Source organism: Staphylococcus sp. MSU001, from assembly GCF_052976705.1.
Genome location: NZ_JBRIKK010000010.1, coordinates 32,960 through 52,242, shown reverse-complemented (window position 1 = coordinate 52,242; position 19,283 = coordinate 32,960). Strand labels below are relative to the sequence as shown.

At 33.6% G+C, this 19,283-nt stretch carries 16 protein-coding genes; 1 reads left to right on the top strand and 15 read right to left on the bottom strand.

What is annotated here, in order from left to right; translation table 11 throughout:
• Window positions 1–71 precede the first annotated feature (71 nt).
• From mbcS to betB, 5 genes are all read right to left on the bottom strand, one after another.
• On the bottom strand, window positions 72–1,652 hold the full coding sequence (gene mbcS, locus ACVBFA_RS06205) for an acyl-CoA synthetase MbcS (RefSeq protein ID WP_002447040.1): 1,581 nt from the start codon (window positions 1,650–1,652) through the stop codon (window positions 72–74).
• Between the two features lie 340 nt (window positions 1,653–1,992).
• Complete coding sequence (locus ACVBFA_RS06200) at window positions 1,993–2,439, bottom strand: antibiotic biosynthesis monooxygenase family protein (protein ID WP_002490420.1); 447 nt, start codon at window positions 2,437–2,439, stop codon at window positions 1,993–1,995.
• A gap of 27 nt (window positions 2,440–2,466) precedes the next feature.
• Window positions 2,467–2,685 (bottom strand): sterile alpha motif-like domain-containing protein, encoded by a 219-nt coding sequence (locus ACVBFA_RS06195; RefSeq protein WP_002447038.1) that lies wholly within the window; start codon window positions 2,683–2,685, stop codon window positions 2,467–2,469.
• Window positions 2,686–3,527: 842 nt separating this feature from the next.
• A complete protein-coding gene (betA, locus tag ACVBFA_RS06190; RefSeq protein ID WP_001830593.1) occupies window positions 3,528–5,246 on the bottom strand; it encodes a choline dehydrogenase in 1,719 nt (572 codons plus the stop codon).
• A 159-nt stretch (window positions 5,247–5,405) separates the two neighbouring features.
• Window positions 5,406–6,896 (bottom strand): betaine-aldehyde dehydrogenase, encoded by a 1,491-nt coding sequence (betB, locus tag ACVBFA_RS06185; protein ID WP_002475647.1) that lies wholly within the window; start codon window positions 6,894–6,896, stop codon window positions 5,406–5,408.
• 480 nt (window positions 6,897–7,376) lie between these two features.
• On the opposite strand from betB, the gene cudC reads away from it, so the two are divergent.
• The gene (gene cudC, locus ACVBFA_RS06180) at window positions 7,377–7,937 is read left to right on the top strand and encodes a choline uptake/conversion transcriptional regulator CudC (RefSeq protein ID WP_002447036.1); all 561 of its coding nucleotides are present in this window, start codon (window positions 7,377–7,379) and stop codon (window positions 7,935–7,937) included.
• Between the two features lie 49 nt (window positions 7,938–7,986).
• Here cudC and ACVBFA_RS06175 read toward each other — a convergent pair whose 3' ends face one another.
• The 10 genes from ACVBFA_RS06175 to cobA all read right to left on the bottom strand — a co-directional run bounded on the left by ACVBFA_RS06175 (window position 7,987) and on the right by cobA (window position 19,263).
• Entirely contained in the window at window positions 7,987–9,609 is a 1,623-nt protein-coding gene (locus ACVBFA_RS06175) for a BCCT family transporter (RefSeq protein WP_002447035.1), read from the bottom strand.
• Window positions 9,610–10,032: 423 nt separating this feature from the next.
• Window positions 10,033–11,331 carry an anaerobic C4-dicarboxylate transporter gene (locus ACVBFA_RS06170; protein ID WP_001830664.1) on the bottom strand — a complete coding sequence of 433 codons (1,299 nt, stop codon included), beginning with the start codon at window positions 11,329–11,331 and terminating at the stop codon, window positions 10,033–10,035.
• A gap of 362 nt (window positions 11,332–11,693) precedes the next feature.
• Window positions 11,694–12,230, bottom strand: coding sequence for an anaerobic ribonucleoside-triphosphate reductase activating protein (gene nrdG, locus ACVBFA_RS06165; RefSeq protein WP_002447033.1), 537 nt, complete (start codon window positions 12,228–12,230; stop codon window positions 11,694–11,696).
• Window positions 12,227–14,077 carry an anaerobic ribonucleoside-triphosphate reductase gene (gene nrdD / locus ACVBFA_RS06160; protein ID WP_070853627.1) on the bottom strand — a complete coding sequence of 617 codons (1,851 nt, stop codon included), beginning with the start codon at window positions 14,075–14,077 and terminating at the stop codon, window positions 12,227–12,229. The genes nrdG and nrdD overlap by 4 nt, the downstream gene beginning before the upstream one ends.
• Window positions 14,078–14,389: 312 nt before the next feature.
• Window positions 14,390–14,695 carry a hypothetical protein gene (locus tag ACVBFA_RS06155; protein ID WP_002447031.1) on the bottom strand — a complete coding sequence of 102 codons (306 nt, stop codon included), beginning with the start codon at window positions 14,693–14,695 and terminating at the stop codon, window positions 14,390–14,392.
• Between the two features lie 352 nt (window positions 14,696–15,047).
• Window positions 15,048–15,647 (bottom strand): adenylyl-sulfate kinase, encoded by a 600-nt coding sequence (gene cysC / locus ACVBFA_RS06150; protein WP_001830609.1) that lies wholly within the window; start codon window positions 15,645–15,647, stop codon window positions 15,048–15,050.
• A 15-nt stretch (window positions 15,648–15,662) separates the two neighbouring features.
• Window positions 15,663–16,841 (bottom strand): sulfate adenylyltransferase, encoded by a 1,179-nt coding sequence (gene sat / locus ACVBFA_RS06145; protein ID WP_002447030.1) that lies wholly within the window; start codon window positions 16,839–16,841, stop codon window positions 15,663–15,665.
• A gap of 23 nt (window positions 16,842–16,864) precedes the next feature.
• Window positions 16,865–17,764 carry a sulfite exporter TauE/SafE family protein gene (locus ACVBFA_RS06140; protein WP_002486925.1) on the bottom strand — a complete coding sequence of 300 codons (900 nt, stop codon included), beginning with the start codon at window positions 17,762–17,764 and terminating at the stop codon, window positions 16,865–16,867.
• A gap of 20 nt (window positions 17,765–17,784) precedes the next feature.
• Entirely contained in the window at window positions 17,785–18,396 is a 612-nt protein-coding gene (locus ACVBFA_RS06135; protein ID WP_002486880.1) for an NAD(P)-binding protein, read from the bottom strand.
• 87 nt (window positions 18,397–18,483) lie between these two features.
• Window positions 18,484–19,263: a uroporphyrinogen-III C-methyltransferase gene (cobA, locus tag ACVBFA_RS06130; RefSeq protein ID WP_002486912.1), complete on the bottom strand. Its 780-nt coding sequence runs from the start codon at window positions 19,261–19,263 to the stop codon at window positions 18,484–18,486.
• Window positions 19,264–19,283 lie beyond the last annotated feature (20 nt).

Here is a 19,283-nt window from a genome sequence, read left to right as displayed (position 1 = left end):
AAAATAAAAAACCTGAGACATTGTATAAGTGTCCCAGGAAATATTTTCATTCATACTTAATGCGATGAATACTATTGTTTATATTTTTTAATTTCTGCATCACGTAATTCAACGCGACGTATCTTACCTGAATTTGTTTTTGGTAGATTTTCAACAAATTCAATTGCTCTTGGATATTTATACGGTGCTACTTCATTTTTACAGAATACTTGTAATTCTTGGATTAACTCATCACTTGCTTCATAATCATCTTGCAAGATGATAAATGCTTTAACAATATTTCCACGAATGTCATGCGGACTTGCTACAACAGCACATTCTTTAACAGCTGCATGATTTGTTAATGCATCTTCTACTTCAAAAGGTCCAATGGTATATCCTGAACTAATAATAATATCGTCACGGCGACCTTCGAACCAGAAATAACCATCATTATCAATATGAGCTTGGTCTCCAGTAACATAATAATCACCTGTTGAAGCTGCTTTTGTGCGTGCTTCATCTTTAAAATAACCTTTAAATAAGGCTGGTAAGTCTAAAGGCACGGCAATATTACCTTTTACATTTGGGCCAACCTCTTTACCATCATCATCAATGACAGTAACAAAACTACCAGGTATACCTTTACCCATTGAACCCATACGTGGTTCAGTATCTTTTAGAAATCCAATCAACAATGTACTTTCCGTTTGTCCATATCCATCTCGAACAGTAATATTAAAATGACGTTTAAATTGTTCAACAACTTCTCGATTTAAAGGTTCACCCGCAGACACCGCACTGTGTAAATGTTCTAAATTATACTGTTCTAAATGACTAAGTTTAGCCATCATACGATATTCTGTTGGTGTACAACATAGAACATTGATTTGATAATTTTGAAGTAACTCGAGATATGTTTCAGGGTGGAAACGACCGTTATAGACAAATGCTGTTGCTCCCATCCCTAAAACAGATAAGAATGGACTCCACACCCACTTTTGCCACCCTGGTGCTGCAGTTGCCCATACAAGATCATTCTCTTGTATGCATAACCAATGTTTTGGTGCCATTTGCAAATGGGCATACCCCCATCCATGTGAATGCGTTACTGCTTTTGGATTACCTGTTGTACCTGATGTATAAGAAAGAATCGCCAAATCATCTCGTGTTGTATCTGCGCCTTTAAGGTCATCACTTACTTTTTCTTTTTCATCTTCTATTGAAACCCAATCTTCTTTGTGACCAGCTACTATAAATTTCTTTAATTGGTCATATTCTTTAACGTTTTCGAATTCTTTAGTTAGAGAATCAAATGAAATAACTGCATCAATCTCACCGTGAGTAATTCGATATTGTAAATCTTTTGTTCGTAACATTTCTGAACTTGGAACAATCGCTATCCCCAGTTTCAATGCTGCAATATATAATTCATATGTAACGATTGCACGTGGCATCATGATGAGAACTTTATCTCCCTTTTTCAGCCCATGATTGAGGAATACATTCCCTACTTTATTAGCATTACTGATAAGTTCTTTATAACTTACAGAAATATTTTCATGCTCGTTATCCTTGTAAATAATGGCTTTTTTATGATCTTCTGAAGCATATTTTTCTATTTCTGAAACAATATTATATTTCTCAGGTGCTAGTAAATTTGATTTATTCATAAGTGTACTTCCTTTCAATATACTTTCATCTAAAAACTACCAAAGGTTTATAATCTATCAAACCTATTAAAAACATTCATATCATACATCATCAACTAACAAATTTTCAAATAAGAAAAACCTGAAACATAAAATAATGTACAGGTTTATCATTAACTTTTTGATTGTTGACAATAACTTTTTGTTACATACATTCATTTATCTTATATTATTTGGGCAAGTCAAATAGACTTTTACGTGCGTACAATTCATTAAAAGTATCCTCAAATTTTTATTCTTAATAAATTTGATAACATATTATATCGTTTTATATTTTTTCATTCATACATTCAACACAAATTTAGTTATTAAGACTTTCTAACTCTATTCTTATATTATAGGATAAATCTCTATTGACTATACGATGATCGACACCTTTTTGAGTTCCACGTTTTTTATGAGTTTGCGCATATGCTTTTGAATTTTGCCAATCATAGAAAGCTTGTCTACTGTTCCATAGCGTGATGATAATGTAATGTCTCCCTTTGACTACCGGTCTAAGAAATCTTAACGCTTTAAAACCAGGCACATCTTGCAAATGTTGATTTCTCTTTAAAAACCGTGACTCAAAAACCTCTTCATTACCTTCATTGACGAATAAGTGATTTAACACACAAAATGAATCATTAGATAAGCTGTTAATTGATTCTAATACTTCGTAGTGCTGTTGATTATTATTCCTTTCAATTATGAATGAATTACGAGTTTCTTCTATTATATATGTTTTATTTGTATCGCTAACTAACATAAGACATCCCTTCATTTCAATTTAATATTATAGGGCTACTTTACTTTGTTCATATAGTGATAGTGAGCGTTTTACAGTTTCAATACAATCGTCATCAAAATAATTTAACTGATTAAAATAGTTTAATATATTATGTGCTGTTGTTTCCTCCATAGGGAAATCTTCATCTTGGTTAATCCATGCGGCTAGTTTACCTAAAGGTGTTTCATCACCAACGAAATTTTGTATAAAATGATAAAAACTCACCTTATCACCTCTTCAATATGATATAAATACATACTACCATGATTTATTATATAAAACATTAAATCTAAACCGACACTCTATGTACTTAACTTATACATATATATTCTTAGTAACTTATCAAAGTAAGAGAAACTAAGTGATATAGTAGCTGAAAAGTGTTATTGACACATAAAAAACATAAACTTTTCATTGCTCTTATTTTCTCTAATTAATTAAACAGAATATCAAACCTACTACATATAGAAGTAAACATAATTATCTCTATGGCACCCAAAATGTGCGACTTGATTATCTTGTAAATATCTGAAGCAACATTTACTATTCAATTATTACTTTTCTAAATATATGCATATATACTATTTATAAATTATGACCCCAAGTATGCATAATCACCTCATTTTCAGAAGGATAAAATAAGGCTAATTCTTTAATATTGATAGAGCGACAAAGACGTTACATATAACTATGTTTTAACAAAGATGGTGTCTTATGATTATAGATGTAATTTTATTAGCTCGTATACGCACCTCAATCAAACAATACTTGCCTTCATAAAAGTAAGTAATAGTAGTATTTCATTTCTCTTGAATAATAAGTACAGAGTCTTGTGTAAATAACGTCTGATTTCTACTTTTCTCTGTTTTTTCAAGATAACTTTGAACTAATGTTTGATGCATCTAAATACTCACTTTGAAAGCTCAATGAAATTTCATTTATAAATACTGTTATATATGTAAAAACCTGAGACAACGATTTGTCTCAGGTCATTTTATAAATAACAAATAAATGAGCTAAAAATACACATGTAATTAAATTTTTAATTTAACTTTTCATCAACCATTTTAATATTGGTAGAATGGATCATCTTCCATTGCACCTGCTTTTTCATCATCAATACCATGTTTATAATAGTCAACATATTGAGGTTCGAGCGGTTTTCTACCACGAATAATATCCGCTGCTTTCTCAGCTAACATCAATACAGGCGCATGAATATTACCATTTGTTGTTCTAGGCATTGCTGAGGCATCAACGACACGTAAATTTTCCATACCATGTACTTTCATAGTTAATGGATCGACTACTGCCATTGGGTCAGATGCAGGTCCCATTTTCGCGCTACAAGATGGATGTAATGCAGTTTCTCCATCTTTTCGTACCCAATCTAAAATTTCTTCATCCGTTTGAACTTGTGGTCCTGGTGAAATTTCGCCACCATTAAATGGATCCATAGCTTTTTGTTTTAATATATTTCTTGCTACTCTAATTGCTTCAACCCATTCTCTTTCGTCTTCTTTCGTAGATAAGTAATTAAACACGATACTTGGTTTTTCAAATGGATCCTTAGATTTGATTTTCAAACTACCTCTTGAGTTGGAGTACATTGGTCCAACATGTACTTGGTAACCATGTGCTACTGGTGCTTTTTGACCATCATATCTTACAGCAATTGGTAAGAAGTGGAACATGAGGTTTGGATAATCAACATCATCATTTGATCTTACGAAGCCGCCACCTTCAAAGTGGTTAGACGCCGCTGCACCTTTACGTGCAAAAATCCATTGTAAACCGATGAACGGCATACGTTTAACATCAAGGCTAGGTTGTAGTGAAACCGGTTGTTTACATTTATGTTGAATATATACTTCTAAGTGATCTTCGAAGTTCTCACCAACACCTGGTAAATGCATACGTGGTTCAATACCTTTTGATTTTAAGAATTCTGAGTCACCAATACCTGATAATTGTAATAGTTGTGGCGTATTGAAAGCACCGCCAGATAAAATGACTTCGTTTGCATGAACAGTATGTTCTTTACCATTTTTCTTGAAAGTCACGCCTGTTACTTTTTTACTATTATTTTCATCAAATATTAATTTTGTTACGAACGCACGTGTTTCAACATCTAAGTTTCTACGTCTTAATGCTGGGCGTAGATACGCTCTTGAAGCAGACATACGACGTCCATGATGTACTTGGCTATCAAATGGGCCAAATCCTTCTTGTCTGTAACCATTAACGTCTGCAGTTTTATGATAGCCCGCTTCAACACCTGCGTTAAAGAATGATTTAAATAATGGATTAGTAGCTGGTCCACGTTTTAATTTGATTGGACCATCATGACCTCTAACTTTATCATATGGCGCTGCACCATATGTTGTTTCTAACTTTTTGAAGTATGGTAGACAATGCGCAAAGTCCCATGTGTCCATTCCTTCAGGTTCTGCCCATCCTTCATAGTCCATTGGGTTACCTCGTTGATAAATCATACCGTTAATAGAACTTGAGCCACCTAATACTTTACCTCTCGCATGATCAACTCTACGTCCCATATGTGGTTCTTCGTCAGTTTGATATTCCCAGTCATAAAAACGATTACCTGATGGGAACATCAATGCTGCTGGCATTTGAATAAATAAATCCCAGAAATAGTCACTACGTCCAGCTTCTAATACCAAAACATTTTTATCTTTATCTTCTGAAAGGCGTGCACCAAGAACTGAACCTGCACTACCACCACCAATAATGACATAATCGTATGAATCGCGTTTTCTTCTCATCGTTAAAGACCTCCAAAAATTGATTTGTTTTCTTTGTTTGTTAACATCTCTTTCTTAAAAGGTTTCATTTATTGAAGTGAGCACCATACCTTTGTAAGTACTCACTTCATGTAGCATTTTGTATTTATAAGTCATTTACTGTATATAAGCAATGTATTATTATTTACTAAACCAATCCACTGGTTCTGGATTAGTATTTGTAAGAATATGTTTACTTACTAAATATTCCTCTAATCCTTCTTTACCTAATTCTCTACCAATACCTGATTGTTTGTAACCGCCCCATGGCGCTTGCGCAAAGTATGGATGGAAATCGTTAATCCAAACCGTACCAAGTTTCAATTTATTCGCAACACGTTGTGCTTTACCAATATCTTTAGTAAATACAGCACCTGCTAAACCGTAAATTGAATCATTTGCTAAGCGAATAGCTTCTTCTTCGTCAGCAAATCCTTCTACAGTCACAACTGGTCCAAAGACTTCCTCTTGAACAATACGCATTGATGTATCACAATCTGTAATTACAGTAGGTTCAAAGAATAATCCCGCTTGTAAGTCTTCACGTTCAGGACGTTTACCACCAATAGCAATTGTTGCTCCATCTTTTTTCGCAACTTTCATATAACCTTCAATTTTATCGCGGTGTGCTGTTGAGATAACTGGTCCCATTTCAGTATCTTGATCAAAACCGTTACCTAATTTGATTTTGCTTACGCGATCAATAAGAGCTTTTTCAAATTTATCTTTAATATCATTGTGAACTAAGATTCTAGAACCAGCAGAACACACTTGACCAGCGTGGAAATATCCACCATTAAGTGCTTGGTCTACAGCTAATTCGAAATCAGCGTCATCAAAAATAATATTAGGATTTTTGCCGCCTAATTCTAATGCAACGTCGGTTACGTGATTAGCTGCTTGTTTCATAATGTGTTTTCCTGTTTCAATACCACCTGTAAATGAAACTAAATCGACTTCTTCATGACCTGACATCACGTCGCCCACTTCTGATCCAGCACCAAGTACTAAATTAATTGTTCCTTTTGGGAAACCAACTTCCTCCATCAATTCAAATACACGAATTGTTGTTAACGGAGTAATTTCACTTGGTTTCATAACTAATGAGCAACCTGTTGCTAAAGCTGGCGCAATTTTCCAAGATGCTTGAAGTAATGGATAGTTCCAAGGTGTAATTTGAGTAACAACACCTACAGGTTCTTTAACTATTTTACTTTCTGTATTAGGAATTGGTGAGTTAATCATTTCACCGCCATCTTTATCAGCTAAACCAGCAAAGTACATAAACACATTGTGAATATCATCCATATCAGCGTAGGATTCTTCTAAAGTTTTACCAGTGTCTAATGTTTCTAATTTAGCTAACTCTTCTCTATTTTCTTTAATTTTATCAGCAACGGCTCTCACTTTTTTACCTCTGACTTCACTTGTTTCAAGTGACCATTCACCGTCTTCGAAAGATCTTCTAGCAGCTAAAATTGCTCTTTCAACATCTTCTTTAGTTCCTTCAGCTACAGTGAAGATTGTTTCTTGATTGTAAGGATTTATAATATCTCTTGTGTTTTTATTTGAACTTTCAACCCATTCTCCATCAATATATTGACGATTTGATAATTTATCTACAAGTTCCATCAAACGACCTCCGTTAAGTTTGTTAAATTTTTATTTAACGAATTTTACAGAGTTATGTTATCATAATTGATGAAAAAGTGTCAATTTCTTTAAAAATGTTTGTATTTTACAATCAAACTTATCTATGTTTAAGAAATAATTTTTGTTCAGAAAATTACTTTTCTTTTTTTCATAAAAGGCTTTATAATGATTCTCGTGTGTATTTATTAGAAATGGGACATATCGTATAGGTTTTTATAGCCATTTATAGATTACGACATTGAAGATAGTCAAAAGTAGTATAGACATTAACACTTCAAATCGATAACTAACATTTGATTATGTTGATTATAAACTTTCAACGTAACTATGCTTTATATTTATGAGCGAGCTACAACACAAAGTAATAGATGTATCATTTACAGGTAAATCATCATAAAATTCATAGTATCTAGTGCGTCCCACCTAAGCTGAATAATGGATTAAAATGGAGGTGCAGTGATGGATTATAATAACAATGACAGTCAACATATCGAAGAAGCTAAAGATTTAGTTATCAACTCAATCGGTGAAACCATGGATTTGTATGGTATCAACCGTAGTGTAGGTAACTTGTATGGCATTATGGTTTTTGAAGGAAGTATGACACTTGATGAAATGCGACAACAACTGCAAATGAGTAAACCTAGTATGAGTACAGGTGTAAAAAAACTACAAGAATACGATATCGTCAAACAACAATTCACGCGTGGTAGCCGAAAGCAACATTTTATTGCAGAGAAAGATTTCTTCACTTTCTTCCGCAACTTTTTCACTAAAAAATGGGAACGTGAAATTGACACTAATATGGAAGCTATTAAAGATGCAGAAAATATCATTTACCCAATTCTTGAAAAGAATGATATAGACGAGGAAGTTAAAAACCAAGCAATAAATGTAAAAGCGCAGTTAGACCACTCTAAAATTTATTACAAGTGGCTCGCTCAATTAAGTGAAGCTTTAGAGTCAGGAGAAATCTTTAACTATTTTCCAATTCCAGATGAACAACATCATCATGATTAAAAATAAAAAGCCAAGCGATAATGACTTAACATTATTGCTTGGCTATTTTTTATAAGTTATCATCTTCAGGTTTATCTTTGACCTGAACTATTCTTAGAGAACGTCTTTCAATTTCTTTATGCTTATCTGCACGTCTTTCTAACTTGATACGATCTCGTCCGAGTATAATTAAGAACGAAATCATCATAAGCGTAAATATAACAATTAAAGGTACACTAGCAAGTAATGATGCTGTTTTCAATACTTCTAATGCACGTTCTCCTCCAACTAGCATTAAAGAGAACGGTAGTAAACATAACGCAAACGCCCAGAATAAACGATTAGCACGTAACGGTTCTCCTATCACTTTTTTCTGTGACGCTGCTGCTAAAATATATGAACCAGAATCGAATGTTGTTGCTAAGAATAAGAAAGCTGATATTAAGAATAAGATAATAGTAATTGTCGAGAATGGTAGTTGATGCATTACTTCTATGATTGTTGCCTCTGTACCATGATTGTTTAAATAGCTTATTACATTAAATTGCTCAGAAATTTGTAGATATACAGCATAGTTACCAAAAATACCGAAAAATAATACACAACCTAATGTTCCATAGCATATTGTTCCTAATACAACTTCTTTAAGTGTACGTCCTTTTGAGATACGCGCGATAAATAATCCAATAAACGGTGCATAAACGAGCCACCATGACCAGTAGAATATTGTCCAATCTTGAGGGAAATTCGTCTCTTTACGACCTTTTATGCCACCAAATGGTTCCATCCATGTCGCCATATGGAAGAAATCTTTTATCATATTACCGAACCCTGTAACTGTAGTTTCCATAATAAACACAGTTGGACCTACAATGAATACAAATGCTAATAATAAAAATGATAACCAAACGTTAACATCACTTAATTTTTGAATACCTTTTTTCAAACCTGTGTAAGAACTGATTGCGAAAATAACTGTAATAGTTAGTAAGATGATTGAACGTAAAATCATATTAGATCCATCTAAACCAGTCAATCGTTCAATACCAGCTGAGATCATTGGCACGCCTAGAGCGAGTGATGTTGCAGCACCACCGAGCAAACCGAAAATAAATAAAATATCTACGATTTTTCCTAATAATTTATCCGTATGTCCTTTTAAAATTGGTCGACAAGCTTGACTAATTTTATAGACGGGTTTCTTCTTAACGAAAACTAAATATCCAATTGGCAATGCTGGTAGCACATATATTGCCCAGGCTATAGGTCCCCAGTGAAACATACCATACTGAGTTGCATATTGAAGAGCTTGATCAGACATTGATTTTGCACCGTTAGGAGGTACTTGATAATAAAATGCCCACTCAATAACACCCCAATATAAAATATCCGAACCAATACCGGCACAGAATAACATGGCTGCCCATGTGAAATTATTAAATTCAGGTTTGTCAGTCGCTTTTCCTAACGTGACATTCCCGTACTTACCAAATGCTATGTATAAAACAAAACAAAATATAGCCAGTCCCATAAAGAGATATACCGATCCAATTGAATTAGAAATGGCACTATTGATATCGGTAATGATTATTTCACTTGCTTTCGGAAAAACCATCATAGGTATAACAGCAAAAAGTAACACAATGACTACGCCTATGAAGGTCGTCCAGTCCATAACTTTTTCCTTTTTCAAATGTGATCCCCCTAATATTAATTTATGAATCTTTACTTTAAATTACGTTCAATGGATAGTGATTCACAAAAAAGACAATAACGAATTTTTAATAATAATGCAAATTACATACATGGATCATCAAAATCTCATTTGAATAATTATATAATTTACGCCTCTCAAACATTCATCTTAAATTGCTATGACAATAGTGTTAAGTTAAAATTTAACAAAATGAACGAACTTTACAATATTTCATATTGTATTTTTATACACTTTTAACGTATATATATTTATTTTAAATTTTTTTCTCCACTTATACTCACTCTTAATCTATAAATAAAAAAATCGCCAATATTTAGTCATTCAAATACCTTACTCTATGAGATGAAGTATCTAAAGAACTATATATATAGCGATTAAATTCCAACTTATAAAAATTGATTAATATCCTAAAATGGTTTTAATAACAAATCCAGTAATGACGGATACTGTTATAACAAAAAATCCTGGTATCATAAAGCTCGTTGGTCTTGTTCTACCAGTTTCATCTAGTTCTACAGCAAATAATAGTGTCGGTTGAGCTGGAATAACGAAATTCACATTTAATGTTTGTACCATCGCAACAAAATAGATGGGGGGTATACCTAAACTCATAACTATCGGTACCATAATTGATGCTGTAGCTGTTTGAGAAATGACAATCATTGCAACTACAGAAACAAGTATGATAACAAGCCAAGGTACTTCACTAATAATTGACCCAATATCATTTTTCAATATTTTTAAGTTATGTGGAGCATTAAATATTGTTGCACCTAACCAACCTGGGCCAAGAACTGCAAAGAGTGCTCCCATTGCAGACTGAGTAATATTCGATGACAGAATATCAGAAGTATTGATTTTTATTAATAATAAATTAATTGTAGCGCTGAGATACATAAAGAACTGAACAATTTCAGTCATCTCAACTTTAACTACATCTCCATTCACATTGAATTGCGGCATGAGATTAGGAAATATGCCAAACGTTAATATACCCATGACACATAATAGGAATGAGATAACACCTATTTTTACTTTTAATGAAAAGTCATTTTTGATTTCGACTTCTGGCATCTGAACTAAACGTTCTGACTCATCACGCACGTGTTCTTTTCGTCCTACAAATGTACAAAATGTACTAAGCATTAACATACTAATTAAAGCTGTAGGTAAAACAATACTTAAATACTTGCCCATCGATATTTCATACCCTGCTAATACTGAGATAATATAAGCTGTAGCAGAAGCTGCCGGGCTACAAAGTAGGGCTAAATTGGCGGTTAGTACCGAAGCAGTTAATGCGCGTTTAGGCTGAATTCGTGCTTTTTGTGCAGTTTTAGCGATGATAGGTTCAAGTGAAAGAGCTATATTTGCAGTACCAATTCCAAAAACAAAGACAAAGACAATCATTGGTGCTATAAATATAATTGATTTTGGAAAGCGTTCAATCACACGTGAAGCAATGTAAACTAAATAGTCAATACCACCAGTAGCTTGTAACGTACCACCTGCTATACCAATAGATAATATGATCAAGACTGCCGTCACTGGTGCTGAACCTGGAGGTAACTGGAATCCAAATATCATAATAAGTTGCGCTACTATAGCAAAGATGCCACATCCCAGTGCACCAGCAGTTCTTAATCCTAATAATATCGCTAGAATCATGATTATGATTTCTATGATAAACAATAACATGGAAGAATCTCCTAACTTATGCCGAACAATTTTCACTTCAATATTTTATCACTTTAATATGTAATTAGTATATATATAAGTATAATATTATTTCTTTTACTTTTTAGATGTTTAATGTTTGTCACTTTTCAGTCTATAAATTGCAACAAATCACATCCACCTAATAAAAAGTGATAAAAATTTACTTTAAAAATAAAATTAACTATACTCTTTAAAACTGTCGTTATACATGTGATAACATTCCTGTTCATCTCATTGATAACTTATAACAAAGATTGCCCAAAACAAATGAACCATAACATTTATTTTGGGCTATTTTTCTAAGAGATATCTTAAAAATTAATTACAATTATTATCATAAACTATTTAGTTAGATATTCAATGACCTGTTCTTTTTGTAAGGAAGCTTGAACATCAATCACACGTTGATTAAGTGATCCTTTATATGGAAGATTCGGACGATATAAATGTTGAATAAACATACCATCAACTAATACATCAATATGTTCGAGTAATGACTTGCGCGCATCGTTTTGCTGTTTCAAATATTCAAATAAAAAGCCAGTCCACACCCAAATTGTTTTTGTATGACCGAATCGTTGTCTAAAAGCTTCAACGAGTTGGAGTGTGATAGACAAATTACAAAATGGTTCTCCACCAAGTATGCTTAAGCCTTCGATATAAGAAGGCGCACAATAATCTAAAATCTCTTCAAGCATTTCTAGTTCGAAAGGTTCTCCGTATTTAAAATTTTGGGCTTGAACGTTATAACAACCTTTACATTGAAAAGGACATCCGGAAACATATACACTGCATCGAACACCTTCACCATCTACAAAGCTATGACTTTCTATTTTAGCTATATAGTGTTGACCTTCTTTAATGTTTAAAATATTCATGAACGAGGTTCCTTCATGTGTTTCACTCTCGCACATATCTCTTTTTGTCGTCCTTCAATAACTGGTCTTTGAACTGGATTTCCTAAATAACCACATGTTCTTTTTACAACGTCAACTGTTTTAGGATCATTGTTGCCACAATGTGGGCATTTATATCCGTTAGCAGTAGTTTCAAAATCTCCATCATAGCCACAACGATAACAGTGATCAATAGGAATATTCGTACCTAAATAACCTACCTTATCATAAGCATAATCCCATACTGCTTCTAAAGCTTTAAGATTATGATTTAACTTTGGATATTCACAATAATGAATGAATCCACCACTTGCGTAGTAAGGATAGTCCTTTTCAAAATCTAGTTTTTCAAATGGCGTTACATCTTTACGAACATCATAGTGGAATGAATTTTGGTAATATCCTTTGTCAGTAACATCTGGAATAGATCCAAATTTATCTTTGTCCAATCGGCAAAATCTATCTGTGAGTGATTCACTAGGTGTGCTGTATATACTGAACCAAATATCATATTGTTTCGTCCACTCTACTTGATAACGTTTCATTTCTCTTAATATGTCTAATGTGAATGTTTTAGCCTCAGGATTATGTTCCCAATTCGGTCCATAAAATAATGTTGCTGCTTCGTATAAACCGATATACCCCATTGAAATTGTAGCGCGTTGATTTGTAAATAATGATTCGACAGTATCTTCTGAAGTGAGTTTATTTTTAAATGCACCACTTTTATATAAAATAGGCGCGTTATCCGGAATAGCATCTTGTAGTCTTTCAATTCGATACACAAGTGCATCATGTAACAATTGCATGCGTTTTTCAAAGATATCCCAAAACTGTTGCATGTCACCATCTGCCTCGATTGCAATTCTCGGCACGTTCAGCGTCACTACACCTAAGTTACACCGTCCATTATTTTCCAATTGACCTTCATCATTCTTCCAACTTGGTAAAAATGAACGACATCCCATCGGTGCTTTAAAATCACCAAGCAGTTCCACTAGTTTATCGTAATTTAAAATATCGGGATACATGCGTTTTGTTGAACATTCCAATGCAAGTTGCTTAATATCATAGTTAGGATCTTCTGGACCAAAGTTAATACCCTTTTTTATCGAAAATACAAGTTTAGGGAAAATTGCAGTGACTCTATCTTTACCGAGACCTTTAATACGAGTATGTAAAATTGCTTGTTGAATCTTTCGACTTAATTGATCTGTTCCTAAACCAAATCCCAAAGTAACGAATGGCGTTTGTCCATTGGAAGTATATAGTGTGTTGATCTCATATTCTAAACTTTCAATCGCATCACCAATATCTTTAGTTACTTGCGTGTCCACATAATTCTCAATTTTGTCAGGTTGAACGAAATCATTCGCTACTTCCCTATGATGTTGTGCGTTCATTTGTGCATATTTACTTAGTAATTCGTCAACACGATCGACAGTACAACCTCCGTATTGACTGCTTGAAACGTTTGCAATGATTTGTACAAGTTGTGCTGAAGCGGTTTGTATTGATTGAGGTGTTGTAACATTAGCATTACCTATCTCAAAGCCATTCTCTAACATATCTTTTGCATCTATGAGACAACAATTGGTTAATGGTTGAAATGGATGGTAATCTAAGTCGTGAAAATGAATATCTCCCGATTGATGTGCATGAGCAACATGCTTCGGAAGTAAATGATCGAGTGCATAAGACTTTGATACCGTTCCAGCTGTTAAATCTCGCATTGTTGAGAATGTATTACTATCTTTATTTGCATTTTCATTTAATATAGTTGGATCTTTTGTGATTAATCGAGTTAATGATGTTTCTAGAGTAGTCATTTTGTCACCCTTTGCTATATATAGTGTATATCAATAAAATAAAACACTATATATAGTATTACAATCGATTACTAAGTCGTTAACTAAAATGTCATAAAGATTATTAACGTTTAGTGAACTCTATGTGAGATAAAGATAGTTTTGTAATCAATATAAAAACCTGAGACGTCAATGTTCTCAGGCTTCTATAACATACAGTTAGTTATTGATTCAGTTAAAATTTATAATATTTTCATTTTTTGTAATTCTAGTAATTATCTTCGTATAAATTGGGAATAAATAATCGAAAAAGCATTTACCTTTCCCTTTTATCTAATTATTTTTATTATCTTGTGTTGATTGATTTATATTTTGATGTGTTTGTTGATGATCTCGAACGACATGACGAGAATGCTCTTGTGCTACTTGTTCTTCCCTGTTGCTCGACTCTTGCAATTCATCCGTATGTCCTTTTGACATCTCAAGATTTTTTTCTAAATTTTTGCGTTTTTCATCCTCTGATCGACGGTCATATGAGCGCTCTTCTAACACTGAGCCAACTGTTAAAATGAGAATTACAGCTATTGTCCCCACAATAAATAATACAAGTAAAATCCACATCCAAATATTAAATGCCATGTTATATCACCATCCTCTTATTTTCTATGATAAATCACTCAATATCTCTTTAAAAATATTTTCCCTTTTTATTTCACTTTAATCACACATCAATAATTAGCTTTTTATAAATTTAAATTATATTTGTATTTAGATAATCACAAACTAAGCATAAATCATGACTCATAAGTATACTATTGATGTCATTTAAAAATAACATCTTCTTACTTAATTAGAAGTAAGTATACCTGACCAAGTGCTTTTCTTTAAAAACTTATGATACGTTCAAAACTTTCCAGTATACTTTTAAAATTAAAAAGAGTAGGATTAAGAATCTTTAATTCTCTCCTACTCTATATAACGAAATATCAATTTAAATATATTGGTGTTCTTTAAGATAACGTATAATTTGTTCCACTGATTGTTCAATAGTGTCGTGTTCAGTATCTATAGTGATTTCAGGATTTTCAGGTGCTTGATAAGGTGCACTTATACCTGTAAATTCAGGTATTTCCCCAGATCGTGCTTTTTTATACAATCCTTTCGGATCTCTCTTTTCACATTCCTCAACACTACATTTTGTATATACTTCTATAAACTCATTATCCTCTAGTAATGCTCTAACACCTTCTCTGTCTTCTTTATATGGGGAGATAAAAGCAGTAACTGTTAAAGCTCCAGCGTCTACCATTAATTTTGCTACTTCTCCAATACGTCGAATATTTTCTGAACGATCTTCAGGACTAAATCCTAAATTTTTATTAAGACCGTGACGCACATTATCACCATCTAAACGGTATGTTTGTTTTCCTTCATTAAATAATTCTTTCTCTAAGGCAACAGAGACCGTTGATTTCCCTGACCCAGATAGCCCTGTAAACCAAATTACAGCACTTTTGTGCCCATTTCTATGCTGTCTTTGTTTCTTCGTAACTTCTGAGTCATGCCATGTAATATGATTTGATTCACTCATTTTAACACTCCTGATTTATTTTTCTCGCAAACCTTTAATTAGAACTTCGGCAACTTCTGGTCTTGAAAATTTAGTTGGCAATGATTCACCATTACGCAGTTTTTCTCTTACTTTAGTACCACTTAAATGTAAATGTTGAGAAGCGTCATGCGGACATGTTTTAGCAGTTGCCATATTACCACAAGCTTCACAATAAAAAGCATGTTCAAATTTTAAAATTTGAATGCCTAACTCATCTTCAAATTGAGTAATCAGTTCTTGCGCTTCATAAGTACCATAATAATCGCCTACACCAGCGTGATCTCTTCCCACAATAAAATGTGTACAACCATAATTTTTACGAACGGTTGCATGAAGTATCGCTTCACGTGGTCCGGCATAGCGCATTGCAGCAGGATAAATAACTAGACGTGCTCTATCTTCAGGATAATAGTTTTTTAATATCACTTCATAACTTTCCATACGTACATCCGCTGGAATATCGTCTGACTTTGTTTCACCAACTAGTGGATTTAAAAGTAGACCATCAACAATTTCTAGTGCTGATTTTTGAATATATTCATGTGCTCGGTGCACTGGATTTCTCGTTTGAAAACCTACGACAGTTTTCCAACCTAAATCATGAAATAATTGTCTCGTCTCTGAAGGATCCAAATGATAATTTGAAAACGCATCATGTTTCGGACGATTTAATAGTTTAATAGGACCACCTAAATAAATATTACCTTTTTCATAAACCTTTTTAACTCCAGGATGAGCTTCTTCAGTTGTTCCGTATACCAAACGCGCTTCTTTTTCTTTATCATATGTGTACTTTTCTTCTAATTTAAGCGTTCCATATAACTGTCCATCTTCACCATATAAAGCGATATCATCACCTATATCAAGTTTATCTGCTTCAGATTCTGTTACAGGTAAAGTGATAGGAATACTCCAGACCAAGCCATTGCTTAAATGCGTTTCCTCTATAACCTTAGTGTAGTCTTCTTTGTTCATAAATCCTGTAAGGGGACTAAATCCGCCAATACCTATGAGCTCTAGATCCGATATTCCCCAAGGATTTAAAGTAATCGGTTTAAATTTTAATGCTTCCTCAATCAAACGTTCACGTTCGTTTCCTTCAACAACACGATTGATAAGTTCTCCTCCATGAGGTTTAATTGTATAATTGGTTATTGTTTCATTGTTAGACATTATAATCAAATCTCCTTTTCTAATTAATTATATTTGTTTACTCGGCTTTTCTTGTAAGAAAAAGATAATTTCTTGTTTCGAACGACTTGAAAAACAAGCAAAATAATGATTGCAAGAATAATAATGAATCGAACTGTATTTGAAATAGTGCTATCTTTTACAAAATAGCTTAATAATGCATTACTATTTGTAAAAATGATTAAACCTCCGACACAAATTGCAAGAATGTTAATAGGTAACACTTTAACTAAATACGCTGAAATAGGTGCCGCTACCATTCCACCGAGACTCAAAGCAATTACAGCAAACCAATTAATTTGAGTGACTCCTAAAAAGATGATGAAACTTAAAGCAGCAGATGACGTAACAAAAAATTCACTTGCTGAGACTGTTCCAATCGCATATCGTGGTTGAATTTTTTTACTTGAGAGCAGGAGTGGTGTATTAACTGGTCCCCAACCACCACCACCGATTGCGTCTAAAAATCCCGCCACAAAACCTTGTGGAATTACTTTAAAACTACTCAAATCTCCCACATGATGATGATGTTCATGTGCACGTTTAAATAGAAATTGATACAAAATATAAAATCCCATACTTAACAAGAATAAAGCAATGAACGGTTTAATATAATCACCATGAATAAATGTCAAAACACCCGCCCCGATAAAGGCGCTTATTGACCCAGGTATAGCTAACTTCAACATTGTTGGTTTATGAACATTATCAAATCTCCAATGTGATGTCCCAGATGCAGCTGTTGTTGCAATTTCAGAAAAATGAACGGTTGCTGACACTACTGCCGGTGCTATACCATAAGTTAATAATATTGATGACGATGAAGCGCCAAATCCCATGCCTAATGATCCATCAACAAGTTGTGCTAAAAATCCCGCAATTGCGAAAATTAATACTTTGCGCATATATCATATGCCCCCATTCTTCATTTGACTTGTGATTTTAGCCATCGGATGAAATCTTGTTGCTTCTTCTCATCTAAATATTTGTCTGACAAAATTTGCTCGAGTAACGCTTGTTTATCAGATGGCTCAATTTTAAGTGATTTAATATATTGTCTACATTCATATAAAAACTGAATATACATTGAATAGTCTTCGTTGTATGTATCTTTTAAATCTTTAATAATTCGTTGACCTAATTTAGGACTTGCACCATCAGTTGACACACTTATTGTTAATTTATCTCTTTTTAAGAAATTAGGGAACGTTATATTACCTAGGTCTGCTTGTCCTGCATGATTAAACAATACGTTCTTAGACAAAGCTGCCCCCACATCGTTGTTAACATCAGATTGATTAGTAGCCGCTATGACCATATCAGCATTCTCAACATCTTGTGGTTCGAAGAGTTTCTTTTCATAAGTGATTTGCTTCGTTTCTAGATATTTTTGTAATGTATCAGTAATTGTTGGACTTACAACATGAATATGGTTAGTATAAGCTAATAAACTTGTGGTACGACGTGTTGCAACTTTACCTCCACCTACAATGACGACTTTCTTGTTACTTAAATCAATCATTAAGGGCATATTCATGATGATTTCCTCCTATACACTTTTATTAATACTCATTATAAACATGATATTTATCCATGATTTTTAATGCTGCGTTAAATGTATACGCTAAGTTGATGACATTTCCGTTAACGTTTCATTTTGAACAGTTGCTTGTTCTACAAACCAATTAATTTTTTCTCTCATCTTAACCACTTCGCCTACAATAATCATTGCTGGATTCTGAATATGATGTGCTCGTTCTTGAATTGTATCCAGTGTCCCAGTCACCGTCATTTGCTGTTTTGACGTTCCCATATGCACGAGAGCTACTGGTGTTTCTGACGAACGGCCATATTGTATTAACAACTCACAAATTTCACTGAGTCTCTTAACCCCCATATATATGCATAAAGTTTCAGGACCATTGGCCAAATGTTGCCAGTATTTGCCTTTATCCATACCAGGTTTATTCACTGCAGTTACAAATGCTACAGAAGAACTATAATCACGATGTGTTACTGGAATTCCAGCATATGCTGGTGCTGCAATTCCCGATGTAATTCCAGGTATAATTTCAAAGTGGATATTATGACATGCTAATTCCTCTGCTTCTTCTCCGCCACGTCCAAAAACAAATGGATCGCCACCCTTTAAACGTGTAACTGTGTGCCCTTTTTTGACTAAGGTTACCATCATTTTATTTGTTTCTTCCTGCGGTAAGGAGTGCCTGTGAGGATCCTTACCACAATAGAAGAACTTAGTAGAAGGAGAAGCATAATTAAGTATTTCTTTATTTACAAGTCGGTCATAAAGAATGACATCGGCTTCTTTAATGGCTTTTAAACCTTTTAATGTTATTAATTCTGGATCGCCAGGTCCAGCTCCAACTAAATATACTTTCCCCATATGAACCACTACCCCTCTCG

Coding starts and splice junctions, on each gene's coding strand:
- mbcS (WP_002447040.1), bottom strand. CDS start 1,652: ATGAATAAATCAAATTTACTAGCACCTGAGAAATATAATATTGTTTCA.
- ACVBFA_RS06200 (WP_002490420.1), bottom strand. CDS start 2,439: ATGTTAGTTAGCGATACAAATAAAACATATATAATAGAAGAAACTCGT.
- betA (WP_001830593.1), bottom strand. CDS start 5,246: ATGAGAAGAAAACGCGATTCATACGATTATGTCATTATTGGTGGTGGT.
- betB (WP_002475647.1), bottom strand. CDS start 6,896: ATGGAACTTGTAGATAAATTATCAAATCGTCAATATATTGATGGAGAA.
- cudC (WP_002447036.1), top strand. CDS start 7,377: ATGGATTATAATAACAATGACAGTCAACATATCGAAGAAGCTAAAGAT.
- ACVBFA_RS06170 (WP_001830664.1), bottom strand. CDS start 11,331: ATGTTATTGTTTATCATAGAAATCATAATCATGATTCTAGCGATATTA.
- nrdG (WP_002447033.1), bottom strand. CDS start 12,230: ATGAATATTTTAAACATTAAAGAAGGTCAACACTATATAGCTAAAATA.
- nrdD (WP_070853627.1), bottom strand. CDS start 14,077: ATGACTACTCTAGAAACATCATTAACTCGATTAATCACAAAAGATCCA.
- ACVBFA_RS06155 (WP_002447031.1), bottom strand. CDS start 14,695: ATGGCATTTAATATTTGGATGTGGATTTTACTTGTATTATTTATTGTG.
- cysC (WP_001830609.1), bottom strand. CDS start 15,647: ATGAGTGAATCAAATCATATTACATGGCATGACTCAGAAGTTACGAAG.
- sat (WP_002447030.1), bottom strand. CDS start 16,841: ATGTCTAACAATGAAACAATAACCAATTATACAATTAAACCTCATGGA.
- ACVBFA_RS06140 (WP_002486925.1), bottom strand. CDS start 17,764: ATGCGCAAAGTATTAATTTTCGCAATTGCGGGATTTTTAGCACAACTT.
- ACVBFA_RS06135 (WP_002486880.1), bottom strand. CDS start 18,396: ATGAATATGCCCTTAATGATTGATTTAAGTAACAAGAAAGTCGTCATT.
- cobA (WP_002486912.1), bottom strand. CDS start 19,263: ATGGGGAAAGTATATTTAGTTGGAGCTGGACCTGGCGATCCAGAATTA.